A 16,621-nucleotide genomic window follows, 5' to 3' on the forward strand; every position below is an offset into this window, starting at 1 on the left:
ATATTTTTTTTGGCGAAACGTGCGAAAGGGAATAAATGACCATTTTATTTCCCCGATATTACTCAGGGATGACGAGGGTATTGAACTTGTATTAACCTGAGATGATTAGAGAATAATTAATATTTTTTTGTATTATTCATCTAGATTAATATGCAGCAATTCTTACGATAAGAGCCTCTCCATATCAATAAGTTATACTTTATTGTTTGAAAAACAATAATTAATAATTTAATTAATTCATTGTCATCGAAATTTATGCCCGGTTTTATCGGCAGCGGCTCTATCGCTTTTTGTTATAACAATGGGAAAAATTATGCTGAAAAAATTTTGCGTTTTTTCGTGCGCAAATCAACGGCACCGTTCCCAACCGCAGACAATGTCAATGGGGCGGCAGAGCCCGCCCCAAGAGGTCTTACCACATCAGCCGGCCGATCAATGGCGCGGCCACCACCGTGATGATGCCGGCCAGCATCATCACCAAACTCGACACCACGCCCTCCTGCGGACCCAGCTCATAGGCGCGGGCAGTGCCGGCGCCGTGCGACGAGGCGCCAAATCCGGCGCCCTTCGCCAGACGGCTGCGCACCGCCAGCCGCAAAAACAAAATATCCCCCACCGCCATGCCGAACACCCCGGTGATCACCACGAACAGCGCCACCAGATCCGGCTGCCCGCCCATCTGTTTGGCGGCCTCCAGCGCGAACGGCGTGGTGATCGACCGCACCGCCAGGCTGCGCTGCACCTCTTCCGGCAGCGTCAACAGGCGCGCCAGCCACACCGAGCTGTACACCGCCACCAGCACCGCGGTCGTTACCCCGGCGGTCAGCGACAGCCAGTGGCGACGGATGATATGCAGATTCTCGTACACCGGCACCGCGAAGGCGATGGTCGCCGGCCCCAGCAGCCACAGCAGCCAGTGGGTTTCACCGATGTAGTCCTGATAGGAGATATGGGTGACCACCAGCAGCAACACCAGAATCATCGGCGTCAGCACCAGCGGCATCAGCAGCAACGTGCGGCGGCGGCGATAGAGTTTCTTGTTGGCGAAATACAGCGCCAGCGTCGCCAGAAAACAGGCCAGGCTAAGGATAAAATCATTCATGGCGCTGCTTCCGCCGCTGCAGCCAAATCTCCAGCCGATACACCCTGTCCACCACCAGCCCGGTGGCGCCCAGCGTCAGCATGGTGCTGACTGCGATCACCAGAAAGATCTTCCAGCCCTCGACCATCAGCAGCTGGGCATAGTTGACCACCGCCACCACCGCCGGCACGAAAAACAGCAGCATTTCCGCCAGCAGCCAGCGGGAGCCGGCCTTGACCCAGTTGAGCGGCAGAATGCGCAGCAGGATCAGCGCCAGCAGCATCAGCATGCCGACGATATTGGCGGGGAGCGGCAGGTGGAATTGTTGCACCAGGCGATCGGCGATCAGGAACAGCGCCGCATACAACGCCACCTGAATCGGCACCTGCAAACGGGTCAGCAGGGAGGGGGCAACGCGGCGTAACGCCAGAGACATGAAAGATGACCTCAAACAATAAATAATTGACGGCCTACAGTATACGCAGCCGGGAAACCACGCCTGAAATGAATTAAAATTATCGACATCATGCCGTCCGGGAATAGTTTCCCGCCGGTAGCGTCCCCAAGGAGAACCCTAACGTGGATGTCCGCACCCTGCGCTACTTCGTTGAAGTGGTGCGCCAGCAAAGCTTCACCCGCGCGGCGGAAAAACTGTTCGTCACCCAGCCCACCATCAGCAAAATGCTGCGGCATCTGGAGGAGGAGCTGGAATGCACGCTGCTGATCCGCGAAGGCCGCAAGCTGCGCCTGACCGACAGCGGCCAGGCGGTGTATCAGCGCGGCCTGACGATCCTCGACGAATTCCGCCAGTTGGAGGCGGAGCTGGAAGACATCAGCTCGGTGAAAAAGGGCGTGTTGCGGCTGGGCATTCCGCCGATGGTCGGCAGGCAGATCGCCGATCTGATCCGCCGCTTTCGTCAGACCTACCCCGGCATCGAATTGAAGATTTCCGAGCTGGGCGGGCTGTCGGTCGAACAGGCGGTGATGTCCGGCGAACTGGATCTGGCGATGACGGTGTTGCCCTTCGACTCGGAGCAGCCGCTGACCTTTCTGCCGCTGCTGGGCCACCCGATGTGCGTGGTGGCGCCGCGCACGCCGCAGTGGCTCAACCGCACCAGCATCAATATCGCCGAATTGGCCGACAGCCCGATCCTGATTTATAACGAAGACTTTGCGCTGTACAAGATGCTGATGAAGGCGTTTCGCCTGGCCGGTTTTGAACCGCAAATCGCGGTGCGCAGCGGCCAATGGGACTTCCTCGCCTCGATGGTGCAGGCCGGCGTGGGCATCGCCATGCTGCCGGAGCCGGTTTGCCGCTGGCTGGATAAGGAAAACCTGGTCTGGCTGCCGCTGGAACCGCGCATGGAATGGAAAATCGGCCTGATCTGGCGCCAGGGCAGCTATTTGTCGCACAGCGCACAGGCCTGGATCGCCTGCTGCCGCGACTACTGGCCGCCGCTCAAGTAGCCAAAAAACAAGGGCCGCACAGGCGGCCCTTCAGGATGGGGATAACGAGGAAAACCGTTTATTCCTCCCTCTGCGTTTACCCCTCGCGCTCGATCAACAGCGCTTCGAGCAAATCGAGATCGTGCAGCAGTTTTTGCAGCGTCTCGTTGCTGATTTTCTGCGTGGCGCGCAGGTGGTACAGCTCGCCGCGCTCGGCGCGCAGCGCCGTCAGGCGGAAACGCCGCTCGAGGTTTTCCATCGCCAGCGCATTCTCGATATCGTCTTTCGACGCGATACGCCGCCGCAGCATGCCCGTCACCCGCGAGCTGACCTCTTTCAACACCTGCGGATCGAGGTTCTCTTCGGTATCGGCGACCAGGCGCTCTTCCATTTTATTCACGCTCTCGATCGCCACCTCGGCCGCCATGGCGATCGCCATGCGCTCTTCCTGCTTGCTGGCGCTCTTGTCGGTCACCTGCACGCCGCGCAACAGCAGCGGCAACGCCAGCACGCCGACAATCAACGACAGCAGGATCACCCCGGCGGCGATAAACACCAGCTGATAGCGCGCCGGGAAGGCGGTGCCGTCGCTCAGCAACAGCGGTATCGACAGCACGCCGGCCAGGGTAATCGCCCCGCGCACCCCGGCGAACGACGCCACCCACAGCTCACGCGTGCTGTAATCGCCGAACTGCAGCGGACGCTTTTTCATAAAGCGGTTGCTGGCCTTCTTCATCACCCACAGCCAGGTGAAACGCAGCACCAGCAGCGCGGCGTAGATGGTGGCCACGTCGGCGAACAGATACCAGGTCTGGATGGTCGGATCCAGCTCCGCCTGCAGGATGGAGGTTTCAAGAATGCCCGGCAGCTGCAGGCCCAGCATGATGAACACCATGCCGTTGAACACGAATTCCAGCATCGCCCATACGCTGTTGGCGCGCAGGCGCATCGCCAGCGGTGCGTTGCGGATCACGCCGGATTGGCTGATGGTCATCCCCGCCGCCACCGCCGCCAGGATGCCGGAAACGCCGATATGTTCGGCGATCAGGTAGGACGCGAACGGCAGCAGCAGCAGGAACACGATCTGGGTCGCCGGATCGTCGCCGCTCCAGCGGCTCATCACCCGCAGCGATTTACTGTAAGTCCAGGTGACCGCCACGCCGGCCAACAGGCCGCCGATCGCCACTTTGAGGAATTCAAGGGTCGCGCCGCCCACGGTGAACACCATCGTGCCCATCGCCACCGCGATGGCGAACTTGAGCGACACCAGGCCAGACGCGTCATTCATCAGCGCCTCGCCCTCGAGCACGCCCATGATCGGCTTGGGAATCCGCCCTTTGCCGACGATGCCGGACAGCGCCACGGCATCGGTCGGCGACAGCACCGCCGCCAGCGCGAAGGCCGCCACCAGCGGAATGCCCGGCACCATGGCGTAGATCAGATAACCGACGCCGACCACGGTGATCAGCACCAGCACCAGCGCCAGGCCGAGAATTTCACGCCCGTGATGCAGGAACTCGCGCGTCGGCGTTTTCCAGCCGTCGGCGAACAGCAACGGCGGGATGAACAGCACCAGGAACAGTTCGGGATCAAAATCGACGTGCAGCCCGAAATGCGGCCAGGCCAACAGGGCCCCGATGGCGATTTGCATCAGCGGCAGCGGCACCTGGAACGGCAACATGCGCGTCACCACCCCGGACAGGGAGACCACCAGGATCAAAATGAGGATTGTAAAAAAGATTTCCATGCTTTCCTTAGACTCTACGATTCAGACGACATCGGCTCAGGGCCTGCGTTGGTCCCGATAGTAGATCACTTTTTTTACAGCCGTTAAAGCTTGTTGTGCCTTTCAAAACGCGGTGCAGAGCAGAAGAAGACTTATCTTAAGAAGGGAATTGCCGTCACAGGCTCCCCCGCCCGATGGGCGAGGGAGACCCAAGAGGCTTAAATCGCCCAGCCGCCGGCGTAGAACGCCACCAGCGCCACGGCGATCAGCACGGTACCGATGTTCAGCTTGCGCCATTCGCCGGAGAAGATGCGGCCGATGACCAGCGAGCTGAAGCCCAGCATGATGCCGGTGACGATGTTGCAGGTCAGCACGATGAACACGGCGCACAGCAGGCCGGCCATCGCGTCGACGAAGTCGTTGAAGTCCAGCTTGGTGACGTTGCTCAGCATCAACAGGCCGACGTACATCAGCGCCGGCGCGGTGGCGTAGACCGGCACCAGATAGGCCAGCGGCGACAGGAACAGGATCAGCAGGAACAGAACGCCGACCACGGTGGCGGTCAGGCCGGTCTTGCCGCCCGCGGCGGTGCCGGCGGCGGACTCGATGTAGACCGCGGCGGGCGCGGCGCCCACCAGCCCGGAGAAGATGCTGCTCAGGGAGTCCGAGGTCAGCGCCTTGCCGCCGTTGATGATCTGGCCGTCTTTATCCAGCAGGTTGGCCTGCCCGGCTACCGCGCGGATGGTGCCGGTGGCGTCGAACACCGCGGTCATCACCAGCGCCAGCACGCTCGGCAACACCACCGGCTGCAATGCGCCCATGATATCCAGGCTGAAGATCAACGATTTACCGTCAGCGTCCGCCAGGCTCGGCATGGCGAACAGCCCCTGATATTTCACCGCCGGGTCGAAGATCAGGCCGATGATGGAAATGGCGATGATCACCAGCAGAATGCCGCCGGGCACGCGCAGTTTCTCCAGGCCGAAGATCACCGCCAGGCCGACCAGCGTCATGACGACCGGGAAAGAGGTGAACGCGCCGAGCGCCACCGGCAAGCCATCCAGCGGGTTCTTCACCACCAGGCCGACGCCGTTGGCGGCGATCAGCAGCAGGAACAGCCCGATGCCGATGCCGGTGCCGTGCGCCACGCCCATCGGCAGGTTGCGCAGGATCCAGGCGCGGATGCCGGTGACCGAGATGACGGTGAACAGCACGCCCATCAGGAACACCGCGCCCAGCGCCACCGGAATGCTGATATGTTGGCCGAGCACCAGGCTGAAAGCGGTAAAGGCGGTCAACGAGATCGCACAGCCGATGGCCATCGGCAGGTTAGCCCACAATCCCATCAGCAGCGAGCCCAGACCGGCCACCAGACAGGTGGAAACGAACACCGCCGCCGGCGGGAAGCCCGCTTTGCCCAGCATGCTCGGCACCACGATCACCGAGTACACCATCGCCAGGAAGGTGGTCAGCCCCGCCACCACCTCCTGACGCACGCTGCTGCCGCGCGCGGAAATTTTAAAATAGCCATCAAGCCCGCCGGTTGGTTTTGCGGCGTGGTTCGCTTGAGAGTTCGACATAGGTTACTTCCCCTGTGTTTCATGAATCGGCCCGTCGCAGCAGGCCTGTAATCTCGCCCGCGCCTGATCGCCACGTAATCGTTTACGTCACGTTCCGCTTCCTTGCCCTTCCGTCGCACCGCCAACGGCGATGCGCACCAAGGCAAACGTTTAACTCGCAGCGCGCGGTACGGGTGATTTATGGTGGTTTATTCAAGGCAAACGATTATCCTGCCTTCCCTAGCGTCTAATCAACTAAAGATCGCGGCAATTTATGCAGAAAGCGGCGGGAAGGGCTTCTGCGCGAAAAGACGGGGCGATCCGGCGCCCCTGCCAGCCTGTTTCACGGCGATCTTATTGCGCCTGCACCGCTGCGGGATCCATATACATCAATTCCCAGATATGGCCGTCCAGGTCCTGAAATCCGTGGCCGTACATCACGCCATAGTCCCGCGGCGGATGATAGGTATTGCCGCCGCCGGCGATCGCCTTGCGCACCAGTTCGTCCACCGCCGCCCGGCTGGGTTGCGACAGGCACACCAACACTTCGGTGGCCTGTTTGGCGTCGCCGATCGGGTTCGGGGTAAACATCCTGAATTTGTCGTGGGTCAGCAGCATCACGTAAATCGTGTCGCTGACCACCATGCAGGCGGCGGTATCGTCGGTAAATTGCGGGTTGAAGCTGAAGCCGAGCTGGGTGAAAAACGCCATTGAGGCGGGCAGATCGCGTACGGGCAGATTTACGAAGATTTGCGTAGCCATGGGCTACCTCCGATGAAGAATGACCCCATCGAGTATAGCCCATCCGCTTAACTCAGCAGGTCGTAAGGGCCGCCCTGTTCCAGCGCCCGCTGGTAGGCGGGCCGGGCGTGGATGCGCTGCAGGAAGCCGCGCAGTTTCGGGCAATTGTCCAACGCGCCGCGCGCCGCCATCGCCTCGAGCGGGAAGCTCATCTGTATGTCCGCCGCGCTGAAATCGTTGCCGACGAACCAGCTGCCCTTGTTCAGGTGCTGTTCGAGATACTCGCAGTGCGGCGCGATCTGTTTGTCGAGGTATTCGCGCTGTACGCCCTTGCCGATCGCGCCCGCCACCGGCCGCAACAGCCAGGGGATCGGCGGCTGGCCGAGACGGCTGAACACCAGCTTCATCACCAACAGCGGCATCAGCGATCCCTCAGCGTAGTGCAACCAGTAGCGGTATTGCTGGCGCGCGTGGAAGTCCGTCGGCATAAACATGCCCTGTGCGTCGTAGGCTTCCTGCAAGTATTCGATAATGGCGCCGGATTCCGCCAGCGTCAGATCGCCATCGACGATCACCGGCGATTTGCCCAGCGGGTGGATCTTTTTCAGCGCCGGCGGCGCCAGCAGAGTGTGCGGATCGCGCTCGTAGCGTTGCACCTGATAGGGCACGCCCAGCTCTTCCAAAAACCACAGAATGCGCTGCGACCGCGAGTGATTGAGATGATGAACAATGATCATGATGACGCTCCTGTCCGCTGCCACACCAGTTCGCCGATCTGCACGCCGTTGCCGAGCTGCAGCGGCACCGTGCGCAACGTCAGCCGATCGGCGTTAAAGGCGTAAAAGCGCACCTGACGGCTGCCTATCCAATTGGGGAACGAACAGCCTTCAACCTGATGCACCACCCGTTGCTCGCTTTCTTCCACCTGATAACGGCCGAAATAGCAAATCATATTGATGAAGGCGGCATGGATCTCCCGCTCGGATCCCTGCGCCAAATCGTCGGCGACGAAACGCGGCCGCACGGCGCTGTATAGCTGCGCCGCCATCGTGCCGTTGGCCTCATAGTGGATGCGCCCCAACACCTGCTCGCCCAACGGGTAATTCAGCTCACCGTTCTGGTTTTTGAACGCCGACGACACCAACGCCCAGCTGCCGATAAACGCGTTTACCGTCATGACGCTTCTCCGGTTAAGGATCGTCTGTAAAGGGTAGTGGCAATTTTTGCCGCACGCCAACGGCTGAAAAACCGTCAATTTATTTGACAGAGATACTCAAAACCCTCCGGTTTTTTATTCACACCCGGTGCACTAGTATTTAACACATCGAGAGACAACACGCTCTCACCTAATAAATACTCTGAGGAACACATCATGAAAAACGTCAAAATTTTTGCTGCCGCTGCACTACTGGCTACCGCTTCTTTCGCGACCTTCGCCGCTGACCTGCCAACCAGCCAGCCAGCCGCAGACGCGCAGAAAATCGGCGTAGTCACCGTGAGCGGCGCCGCCAACCTGAGCGCGCTGGAAAGCGAACTGGCCAGCAAAGCCGCCGCGTCGGGCGCCAGTTCCTACCGCATCGTCGCCGCCGGCGGCCAAAACAAACTGTACGGCACCGCAGAAATCTTCAACTGATCGTCGGACAGCCAATCGACGGAAGAAAGAAGCCCCGCAAGGGGCTTTTCTCGTTTCAGGCGGCCAGAGCTCTTTGTGGACAGTGATCGCCATTCATTTCACCCATACTGAATGACAGCGCAATCCCCTCACCCACTTTGGAGAAATAGCATGACGACAGCACAACCTCTGCAAGGCAAAGTCGCATTCGTTCAGGGCGGCTCCCGCGGCATCGGCGCCGCCATCGTGAAACGGTTGGCGAACGAAGGCGCCGCCGTCGCCTTTACCTACGCCGCCTCGGCCGATCGCGCCGAAGCGGTGGCGAGCGCCGTGACCGCCGCCGGCGGCAAAGCCCTCGCCATCAAGGCCGACAGCGCCGATGCAGCGGCGCTGCAGCAGGCGGTTCGCCAGGCGGTGAGCCACTTCGGCAACCTGGATATTCTGGTGAACAACGCCGGGGTGTTTACATTGGGCAGCACCGAAGCGCTGGCGCTGGACGATCTGGATCGCATGCTGGCGGTCAACGTGCGCAGCGTATTCGTCGCCAGCCAAGAGGCGGCGCGCCACATGAATGACGGCGGCCGTATCATCCACATCGGCAGCACCAACGCCGAACGCGTGCCGTTCGGCGGCGCGGCGGTGTATGCGATGAGCAAATCGGCGCTGGTCGGCCTGACCAAAGGCATGGCGCGCGATCTCGGCCCGCGCGGCATCACCGTCAATAACGTGCAGCCCGGCCCGGTGGACACCGAAATGAACCCGGACGCCGGCGAGTTCGCCGATCAGCTCAAGCAGCTGATGGCGATCGGCCGCTACGGCAAAGATGAAGAGATCGCCGGTTTTGTCGCCTACCTGGCGGGCCCACAGGCGGGTTACATCACCGGCGCCAGCCTGAGCATCGACGGCGGCTTCTCGGCGTAACATCCAAGCCCCGCGAGGGGCTTTTTATTGGCTTGCCGCAGTATGCAAGCCTGACGACGTCGATGCACGCTTGTTTCCCCTGCCCACGCTTTACGCCGCCAATCCCGCGTGAAATACAACAATCGAATCAGTTTATGTACAAAAACGGAATAGTTTATTGACGATTCTGTTATTTATTCACCTCACTCCCCCCTTTATCCTTCGCTCCATCGTGTCGTACCGGACACCCTTATTTTTCGAATCATCGAACACAGGATAAAGATATGAAAACCATGACCACCGTTATTTCACTCGCTCTGTTTTCCACGCTGTCGTTTAACGCTGCAGCAGAGAGCGTTACCGCAACCGGCAGCACGCTGGATTCCACCGAAGCCCTCATCGCTAAAAAAGCGCAAGAGGCCGGCGCAAGCGGCTACAAAATCACCAGCGCCTATATGGGTAATTTCGTCACCATGAGTGCTGAGCTGAAAAAATAATATCAATGACGCCGCTCGCCCGGCGTTATTTATTTCCGCATAAGGAAGTCATCGTCGGGTGGTTATTCACCACGCCTTGTTATAAGGCATTACGCTAATACACCCCGCGCACCCAAAAATGAGCTTCTTTCTCCACCGGTTATTATTCGGCGGCCTGATGTCGCCATGTCCGGACGGCTCATTTTCATTCACCCTGCAATACGTTGTTATAAGGATGAGTCACTGATGAAATCATTGTATCGCCTCTCCCTCTTGCTGCCTTTGCTTGCCACAGTGCCTGCACATGCCGCAGAGTCCGCCGCTCAGCCGTCAGACTGGTATCCTTCCGTTTACGGTGCAAAAGACGAAATCGGCGCGGCCAACCTGCTCACGCCAGAGGTCGTATTACAGTCCGTGCAGTTGGTAAAACAAGGCAAGACATTGTCATTGGCGGTGCCCGTCGATAAAGATTTCCCGGCGTTCCGCCACCGCAGCTTCCGCTTATATAATATTCAGCCTGGTCAGCAGGACGGTAAAACGCTTGGCCCAAATAAATTCACCTTTAATGATGAATTGGTGAATGCCTGGACCGGCGTCGGCACTCAGTTGAATGGCATTGGCCATATCGGCATCGACAATGTTTATTATAACGGCAATAAGGCGGCGGATTTCGTCACCGTAGATGGCGTGAAAAAATTGGGCGTGGAAAAAGTGCCGCCCATGGTCACACGCGGCGTGGTGCTCGATATGACGGCTTATTATCATAAAGACATCGTTCCGGGCGGCACCGAATTTTCCGTTGCGGATATTCAAGCGGTGCTTAAGAAGCAGGGCATTAGCTTAAAGAAAGGCGACGTTGTTTTATTTAATACCGGTTGGCTGGAGCTGATTGGTAAGGACAATAAAAAATTCCTGGAGGTCGAGCCGGGTATTGGCATGGAAGCGGCGAAGTGGTTGGCTGACCAAGGCATCGTGGCCTTTGGCGGTGATACCTGGGCTTCCGAAGTATACCCTAACCCGAAAAATGACGAAGAGTTCCCGGTCAACCAATACCTGCTGGCCAAACGCGGCGTCTATAACCTGGAACTGATCGACAGCCGCCCACTGGTGCGCACGAAAACCTGGGAATTCCTGTTCGTACTGGGGCAACCGCTGTATGTCGGCTCAACCCAGGTCAACATCAACCCGGTAGCAATTTACTGATTGGCGACACCGCCGTAGAAAATCGGCAGTGAGCGCCCACAAAAAACCCCGCCTGAGCGGGGTTTTTTTAGCGCTGTTGCCAGGCTTAGAACGGAATATCGTCGTCGAAATCCATTGGCGGTTCGTTGCTGGTCGCCGGAGCGCTGTTCTGCGCCGGACGAGACTGCTGCTGGCCGCCGCTGAACTGGTTGCCGCCCTGTGGCTGTTGAGGCTGGCCCCAACCGCCCTGGCCGCCGGCAGATTGACCGGCCGGTGCGCCGCCGCCCTGACGGCCGCCCAACATCTGCATGGTGCCGCCGACGTTAACCACGATCTCGGTGGTGTAACGATCCTGGCCACTCTGATCCTGCCATTTACGGGTCTGCAGGGAGCCTTCGATATAGACCTGAGAGCCTTTGCGCAGGTATTCGCCCGCCACTTCAGCCAGTTTGCCGAACAGCACAACGCGGTGCCACTCGGTCTTCTCTTTCTGTTCGCCGGTCGCTTTGTCACGCCAGCTTTCGGAGGTCGCCAGGGTAATGTTGGCCACTGCGCCGCCGTTCGGCATGTAACGGACTTCTGGATCCTGACCCAGATTCCCGACCAGAATTACTTTGTTTACGCCTCTGCTGGCCATGAGCACTTCTCCCGATGATTGATTTCTACACAGTATAAACGCGTCAGTTTACCACGCTGAGTACGAAACCACACCCGTGTTGATAAGTGCGAATTGCATTCCAGAATTGTCTTTCCAATCGACCTTATTGCATTCGCATACTGGATATCCATTCAGGTTTTTTTGTGTCATAATTATGCGTTTCGACCTGGCTGTGCCGGTTTTTTGCGAGATCCATCACAAAATCCCCCGCAAAAATCGCGACAGGCGCGGTGTATCATCAAGACGGGAAGTGTAAATGGACAATATCGAAGTTCGTGGTGCTCGAACCCATAATCTGAAAAACATCAACCTGATCATCCCGCGTGACAAACTGATCGTCGTCACCGGCCTGTCCGGTTCCGGCAAGTCTTCGCTGGCTTTCGATACGCTGTATGCCGAAGGGCAGCGGCGCTATGTCGAATCACTCTCCGCCTATGCGCGCCAGTTCCTGTCGCTGATGGAAAAACCGGACGTCGACCATATTGAAGGTCTGTCGCCGGCGATCTCCATCGAGCAGAAATCCACCTCGCACAACCCGCGATCCACGGTCGGCACCATCACCGAGATCCACGACTACCTGCGCCTGCTGTTCGCCCGCGTCGGCGAGCCGCGCTGCCCGGATCACCATGTGCCGCTGGCGGCGCAAACCGTCAGCCAGATGGTGGACAACGTGCTGAGCCAGCCGGAAGGCAAGCGCCTGATGCTGCTGGCGCCGGTGGTGAAAGATCGCAAGGGCGAACACACCAAAACGCTGGAAAACCTGGCCGCTCAGGGCTATATCCGCGCGCGCATCGACGGTGAAGTGTGCGATCTGTCCGATCCGCCGAAGCTGGAGCTGCAGAAAAAACACACCATCGAAGTGGTGGTCGACCGTTTCAAGGTGCGCGACGACATGGCGCAGCGCCTGGCCGAATCGTTCGAAACCGCGCTGGAGCTCTCGGGCGGCACCGCGGTGGTGGCGGACATGGACGACGAAAAAGCGGACGAGCTGCTGTTCTCCGCCAACTTCGCCTGCCCGATCTGCGGCTACAGCATGCGCGAACTGGAACCGCGCCTGTTTTCCTTCAACAACCCGGCCGGCGCCTGCCCGACCTGCGACGGCCTGGGCGTGCAACAGTTCTTCGATCCGGATCGCGTGGTGCAAAACCCCGAGCTGTCGCTGGCCGGCGGCGCAATCCGCGGCTGGGATCGCCGCAACTTCTATTACTTCCAGATGCTGCGCTCGCTGGCGGAGCACTATGAGTTCGACGTCGAAGCCCCGTTCAACACCCTGAGCGCCAACGTGCAGAAGGCGGTGCTGAGCGGCTCCGGCAAAGAGTCGATCGAATTCAAATACATCAACGATCGCGGTGACACCACCGTGCGCCGCCACCCGTTCGAAGGCGTGCTGCACAACATGGAGCGCCGCTATAAAGAGACCGAATCCAGCGCGGTGCGCGAAGAGCTGGCGAAGTTCATCAGCAACCGCCCTTGCGCCTCGTGCCACGGCACCCGCCTGCGTGAAGAGGCGCGCAACGTGTTCGTCGAAGACACCACGCTGCCGGAGATCTCCGATCTGAGCATCGGCCATGCGATGACGTTCTTCCAGAACATGAAGCTCAGCGGCCAGCGCGCCAAGATCGCCGAGAAAGTGCTGAAAGAGATCGGCGATCGCCTGAAGTTCCTGGTGAACGTCGGCCTGAACTATCTGTCGCTGTCCCGGTCGGCGGAAACGCTCTCCGGCGGCGAAGCGCAGCGTATCCGCTTGGCCAGCCAGATCGGCGCCGGTTTGGTGGGCGTGATGTACGTGCTGGATGAGCCGTCGATCGGCCTGCACCAGCGCGACAACGAGCGCCTGCTGGAAACGCTGATCCACCTGCGCAACCTCGGCAACACGGTGATCGTGGTGGAGCATGACGAAGACGCCATCCGCGCCGCCGACCACGTGATCGACATCGGCCCCGGCGCCGGCGTGCACGGCGGCCAGGTGGTGGCGGAAGGCACCGTCGATGACATCATGGCGCAGCCGGAATCGCTGACCGGCCAGTTCCTCAGCGGCAAACGCGAGATCGCCATCCCGGCGCAGCGCGTGCAGGCCGATCCGACCAAGGTGCTGAAGCTGAGCGGCGCGCGCGGCAACAACCTGAAGGACGTGACGCTAACGCTGCCGGTCGGTCTGTTTACCTGCATCACCGGCGTGTCCGGCTCCGGCAAGTCGACGCTGATCAACGATACGCTGTTCCCGATCGCCCAGCGCCAGCTTAACGGCGCTACCATCGCCGAGCCTGCGCCGTTCCGCGAAGTGACCGGCCTGGAACATTTCGACAAGGTGATCGATATCGATCAGAGCCCGATCGGCCGCACGCCGCGCTCCAACCCGGCCACTTACACCGGCATCTTCACCCCGGTGCGCGAGCTGTTCGCCGGCGTGCCGGAGTCGCGCAGCCGCGGCTATACGCCGGGCCGCTTCAGCTTCAACGTCAAGGGCGGGCGCTGTGAAGCCTGCCAGGGCGACGGGGTGATCAAGGTCGAGATGCACTTCCTGCCGGACATCTACGTCCCGTGCGACCAGTGCAAAGGCAAACGCTATAACCGCGAAACGCTGGAAGTGAAGTACAAAGGCAAGAGCATCCACGAAGTGCTGGAGATGACCATCGAAGAAGCGCGCGATTTCTTCGACGCGGTGCCGGCGCTGGCGCGCAAGCTGCAAACCCTGATGGATGTCGGCCTGTCCTACATCCGCCTCGGCCAGTCGGCCACCACGCTCTCCGGCGGTGAGGCGCAGCGCGTCAAGCTGGCGCGCGAGCTGTCGAAACGCGGCACTGGCCAGACGCTGTATATTCTCGACGAGCCGACCACCGGTCTGCACTTCGCCGATATCCAACAGCTGTTGGCGGTACTGCATCAGCTGCGCGATCAGGGCAATACCATCGTGGTCATCGAGCATAACCTGGACGTGATCAAAACCGCCGACTGGATCGTCGATCTGGGGCCGGAAGGCGGCAGCGGCGGCGGCGAGATCCTGGTCGCCGGCACGCCGGAAACGGTCGCCGAGTGTGAAAAATCGCACACCGCGCGCTTCCTGAAACCGCTGTTGGAAAAATAACGGCGGATGATACGCTCAACGAGGCGCCCTATTCCGCCTCGTTGAGCAATCAACCTATCCCTCTGCGAGAAACATTAAATACGCTTCTCTGCATCATTCCTTTAAAAACAGGCGCTTTGAACCCAGCCAATAATAAACTCGCCCCATCATGCCATTTGTTTGGCTTTTGTTTATTCCCCATGCGTTTCACTATTGCGGTGAAATAACGCCAATGGCGCGCCGTCGCCTGTCGATTAATCAATATAAACATGGCGTTTATCAATAAGCCGTCATTTAAACGCGGGCCTGCGGGCCGTTTATTCAATGGGATGATATAAAGGTGTTTAACGTGGATAATAAACTGGGTACCTCTGCCGCCGCCCTGCTCTTTCTTTTTCCCCTCGCCGGTCAGGCGCAGGACGGCGAAGCGTCTTTAACGCTCGCCGGCGGCCTCGCCGTCGCTCCCGCCTATGAAGGCTCGTCTTTTTACAGCATTGAACCGCTGTATCAGGTGAATGCCGGCTATCAAAACGCCAGCTGGGGAGAATTCAGCGCGGGCAGCGAAGGGGCGCGCTGGCAATTCCCCATCGCCGGGCCCGTCGGCATCGCATTATTGCTCAACTATGACGCCGGCCGTGACGAGGAAATCAAAACCTTGCGCGGGCGCAACACCCGGCTCAAAGGCATGGGCAAACTGGGCGGCGCGCTGGAAGCCGGCGCTGAGCTGAGCTACCAACTCGACCCCTTCCGCGCCTATGTCAAAGGGATGCAGGCGACGCGCAAACGCAGCTACGGCGGGGAAGAACTGGGCCACACCGCCTATGTGGAAAGCGGACTGACCGGGCAATATCCGCTCAGCGAACAGCTGACGCTTATCGGCAATCTCTCCACCACCTGGGCCAACAGCGGCTATCAGCGCGGCTATTTCGGCGTGACGTCGCTGCAGGCGCAGCACAGCGCCTTCAGCGCATATCGGCCGGGCAGCGGCTTCAAGGACGCGACGCTCACCGCCGCACTCAACTACCAATGGCGACCGAACGTGGCCTTCCAGGCCGGGGTCGGCGTAACGCGCCTGCTGGGCGACGCGGCCGACAGCCCCATCGTTGAGAAAACCACCTCGGGCATGGCCTTCACCAGCGCCAGCTACAGTTTTTGACGTTTTTGCCTAAGTCTGTGCAGGAAGGGATAAACGCCATGATTAAAAAACGAACTACAGTTTAGCTGAGTGTCAGGTAAACGGATGGATAATTAAACATTCATTATTTACCTGACAATGTCAGGCGTGGCTTTCCCTTATTAAGGATATTTTATGTGTCAACATCATGCGACGGAATGTCGTAATTTCACCGCATTTCGCCACCGCTGGGAAATGCCCATGATCTGGCTATCTGCGATAATTACCTTGTTCGGTTTTTTATTTGGCATCGCCGCCGTCGTGGTAAATACGGATGGAACTGCACTTGGGTTGGGAGACGACGCCAAGGAAACATTGGATACCCTCAGCCTGCTCGCGTTATTACCGCTGATCCCGATCGCTTTCTATATTTACCGTTTCTATCTCGCCGCACAGGCGAAATCCAACGCCTTGCGCATCGGGCCGGCGCAATTTCCGGAACTGTTCGCGCTGTATCAGGATATCGGCCGTCGGCTGGAACTCAAGACGCTGCCCAAGCTTTATCTGACCAACGGCAACGGCGTGGTCAACGCCTTCGCGCTGGAATGCAACCGCCGCCAGCGCTACGTGGTGATCCATGCTGAAATCGCCATGCTGATGCCCACCGCGCCGGAGATCGTGGAGTTCGTGCTGGCCCATGAATTGGCCCATCACAAGCTGCGGCACGTGTCGCTGTGGCGTCTGGCGATCGGCGCTGTGCCGCAGTCGCTGGTGCTGCCCGGCCTGGCGACCACTCGCGCGCAGGAGTATTCCGCCGATCGCGTGGCGCTCGCGGTGTGCCCGAACTACGCCAACACGGTGCGGCTGCTGGCCGTCGGCCCCTGGATGCAGCACGGCGTGAATCCGCAGGCCTGGCTGGAGCAGTGCGAAGAAGAGAACAAGGAGCTGTTTGTTCGCATCAGCAATCTGCTGTCAGACCATGCGGTGATGGTCAAACGCTTCAAGGCGCTCAAAGACATCGAGATGCACGGCTTCGAGCGCCATGGCAGCATGTTTTAATCC

At 59.4% G+C, this 16,621-nt stretch carries 16 protein-coding genes; 8 read left to right on the forward strand and 8 right to left on the reverse strand.

The window, feature by feature from the left end; genetic code table 11:
• Positions 1-412 precede the first annotated feature (412 nt).
• Together ACJ8J1_RS18335 and ACJ8J1_RS18340 are read right to left on the reverse strand one after the other, a co-directional pair.
• Positions 413-1,102: an LrgB family protein gene (locus tag ACJ8J1_RS18335; RefSeq protein WP_004936833.1), complete on the reverse strand. Its 690-nt coding sequence runs from the start codon at positions 1,100-1,102 to the stop codon at positions 413-415.
• A complete protein-coding gene (locus tag ACJ8J1_RS18340; protein WP_033644436.1) occupies positions 1,095-1,517 on the reverse strand; it encodes a CidA/LrgA family protein in 423 nt (140 codons plus the stop codon). Before ACJ8J1_RS18340 ends, ACJ8J1_RS18335 begins: the two co-directional genes overlap by 8 nt.
• A 143-nt stretch (positions 1,518-1,660) precedes the next feature.
• On the opposite strand from ACJ8J1_RS18340, the gene ACJ8J1_RS18345 reads away from it, so the two are divergent.
• Positions 1,661-2,548 (forward strand): LysR family transcriptional regulator, encoded by an 888-nt coding sequence (locus ACJ8J1_RS18345; RefSeq protein ID WP_033644435.1) that lies wholly within the window; start codon positions 1,661-1,663, stop codon positions 2,546-2,548.
• 76 nt (positions 2,549-2,624) lie between these two features.
• Here the strand turns inward: ACJ8J1_RS18345 and ACJ8J1_RS18350 are convergent, their stop codons facing one another.
• From ACJ8J1_RS18350 to ACJ8J1_RS18370, 5 genes are all read right to left on the reverse strand, one after another.
• Positions 2,625-4,274: a Na+/H+ antiporter gene (locus ACJ8J1_RS18350; RefSeq protein ID WP_004936822.1), complete on the reverse strand. Its 1,650-nt coding sequence runs from the start codon at positions 4,272-4,274 to the stop codon at positions 2,625-2,627.
• Between the two features lie 197 nt (positions 4,275-4,471).
• Positions 4,472-5,833 carry an NCS2 family permease gene (locus tag ACJ8J1_RS18355; protein WP_033644434.1) on the reverse strand — a complete coding sequence of 454 codons (1,362 nt, stop codon included), beginning with the start codon at positions 5,831-5,833 and terminating at the stop codon, positions 4,472-4,474.
• 333 nt (positions 5,834-6,166) lie between these two features.
• On the reverse strand, positions 6,167-6,574 hold the full coding sequence (locus tag ACJ8J1_RS18360) for a VOC family protein (protein ID WP_015379207.1): 408 nt from the start codon (positions 6,572-6,574) through the stop codon (positions 6,167-6,169).
• 47 nt (positions 6,575-6,621) lie between these two features.
• The gene (locus ACJ8J1_RS18365) at positions 6,622-7,290 is read right to left on the reverse strand and encodes a glutathione S-transferase family protein (protein ID WP_033644433.1); all 669 of its coding nucleotides are present in this window, start codon (positions 7,288-7,290) and stop codon (positions 6,622-6,624) included.
• A complete protein-coding gene (locus ACJ8J1_RS18370) occupies positions 7,287-7,730 on the reverse strand; it encodes a lipocalin-like domain-containing protein (protein WP_033644432.1) in 444 nt (147 codons plus the stop codon). The genes ACJ8J1_RS18365 and ACJ8J1_RS18370 overlap by 4 nt, the downstream gene beginning before the upstream one ends.
• A 195-nt stretch (positions 7,731-7,925) precedes the next feature.
• On the opposite strand from ACJ8J1_RS18370, the gene bhsA reads away from it, so the two are divergent.
• From bhsA to ACJ8J1_RS18390, 4 genes are all read left to right on the forward strand, one after another.
• Complete coding sequence (bhsA, locus tag ACJ8J1_RS18375; protein WP_033644431.1) at positions 7,926-8,186, forward strand: multiple stress resistance protein BhsA; 261 nt, start codon at positions 7,926-7,928, stop codon at positions 8,184-8,186.
• A gap of 150 nt (positions 8,187-8,336) precedes the next feature.
• A complete protein-coding gene (locus ACJ8J1_RS18380) occupies positions 8,337-9,086 on the forward strand; it encodes a 3-oxoacyl-ACP reductase family protein (RefSeq protein WP_033644429.1) in 750 nt (249 codons plus the stop codon).
• Positions 9,087-9,349: 263 nt separating this feature from the next.
• A complete protein-coding gene (locus ACJ8J1_RS18385) occupies positions 9,350-9,562 on the forward strand; it encodes a DUF1471 domain-containing protein (RefSeq protein ID WP_033644427.1) in 213 nt (70 codons plus the stop codon).
• Positions 9,563-9,787: 225 nt separating this feature from the next.
• On the forward strand, positions 9,788-10,744 hold the full coding sequence (locus ACJ8J1_RS18390; protein ID WP_033644424.1) for a cyclase family protein: 957 nt from the start codon (positions 9,788-9,790) through the stop codon (positions 10,742-10,744).
• An 85-nt stretch (positions 10,745-10,829) separates the two neighbouring features.
• Here the strand turns inward: ACJ8J1_RS18390 and ssb1 are convergent, their stop codons facing one another.
• A complete protein-coding gene (gene ssb1, locus ACJ8J1_RS18395) occupies positions 10,830-11,360 on the reverse strand; it encodes a single-stranded DNA-binding protein SSB1 (protein WP_004936793.1) in 531 nt (176 codons plus the stop codon).
• Between the two features lie 277 nt (positions 11,361-11,637).
• Here ssb1 and uvrA point away from each other — a divergent pair, with 277 nt between their 5' ends.
• The 3 genes from uvrA (at position 11,638) to ACJ8J1_RS18410 (ending at position 16,618) form a co-directional block, all read left to right on the forward strand.
• Positions 11,638-14,466, forward strand: a complete 2,829-nt coding sequence (gene uvrA, locus ACJ8J1_RS18400) for an excinuclease ABC subunit UvrA (protein WP_033644422.1) — start codon at positions 11,638-11,640, stop codon at positions 14,464-14,466.
• 328 nt (positions 14,467-14,794) lie between these two features.
• Complete coding sequence (locus tag ACJ8J1_RS18405) at positions 14,795-15,601, forward strand: MipA/OmpV family protein (RefSeq protein WP_033644905.1); 807 nt, start codon at positions 14,795-14,797, stop codon at positions 15,599-15,601.
• Between the two features lie 219 nt (positions 15,602-15,820).
• Positions 15,821-16,618, forward strand: a complete 798-nt coding sequence (locus ACJ8J1_RS18410; protein WP_181006750.1) for a M48 family metallopeptidase — start codon at positions 15,821-15,823, stop codon at positions 16,616-16,618.
• The last annotated feature ends 3 nt before the right edge of the window (positions 16,619-16,621 follow it).

It is taken from the genome of Serratia sp. CY37869, from assembly GCF_052168895.1.
In the GTDB taxonomy this organism is placed as follows: domain Bacteria; phylum Pseudomonadota; class Gammaproteobacteria; order Enterobacterales; family Enterobacteriaceae; genus Serratia; species Serratia ureilytica.

Coding starts and splice junctions, on each gene's coding strand:
- ACJ8J1_RS18335 (WP_004936833.1), bottom strand. CDS start 1,102: ATGAATGATTTTATCCTTAGCCTGGCCTGTTTTCTGGCGACGCTGGCG.
- ACJ8J1_RS18340 (WP_033644436.1), bottom strand. CDS start 1,517: ATGTCTCTGGCGTTACGCCGCGTTGCCCCCTCCCTGCTGACCCGTTTG.
- ACJ8J1_RS18350 (WP_004936822.1), bottom strand. CDS start 4,274: ATGGAAATCTTTTTTACAATCCTCATTTTGATCCTGGTGGTCTCCCTG.
- ACJ8J1_RS18355 (WP_033644434.1), bottom strand. CDS start 5,833: ATGTCGAACTCTCAAGCGAACCACGCCGCAAAACCAACCGGCGGGCTT.
- ACJ8J1_RS18360 (WP_015379207.1), bottom strand. CDS start 6,574: ATGGCTACGCAAATCTTCGTAAATCTGCCCGTACGCGATCTGCCCGCC.
- ACJ8J1_RS18365 (WP_033644433.1), bottom strand. CDS start 7,290: ATGATCATTGTTCATCATCTCAATCACTCGCGGTCGCAGCGCATTCTG.
- ACJ8J1_RS18370 (WP_033644432.1), bottom strand. CDS start 7,730: ATGACGGTAAACGCGTTTATCGGCAGCTGGGCGTTGGTGTCGTCGGCG.
- bhsA (WP_033644431.1), top strand. CDS start 7,926: ATGAAAAACGTCAAAATTTTTGCTGCCGCTGCACTACTGGCTACCGCT.
- ACJ8J1_RS18380 (WP_033644429.1), top strand. CDS start 8,337: ATGACGACAGCACAACCTCTGCAAGGCAAAGTCGCATTCGTTCAGGGC.
- ACJ8J1_RS18385 (WP_033644427.1), top strand. CDS start 9,350: ATGAAAACCATGACCACCGTTATTTCACTCGCTCTGTTTTCCACGCTG.
- ACJ8J1_RS18390 (WP_033644424.1), top strand. CDS start 9,788: ATGAAATCATTGTATCGCCTCTCCCTCTTGCTGCCTTTGCTTGCCACA.
- ssb1 (WP_004936793.1), bottom strand. CDS start 11,360: ATGGCCAGCAGAGGCGTAAACAAAGTAATTCTGGTCGGGAATCTGGGT.
- uvrA (WP_033644422.1), top strand. CDS start 11,638: ATGGACAATATCGAAGTTCGTGGTGCTCGAACCCATAATCTGAAAAAC.
- ACJ8J1_RS18410 (WP_181006750.1), top strand. CDS start 15,821: ATGATCTGGCTATCTGCGATAATTACCTTGTTCGGTTTTTTATTTGGC.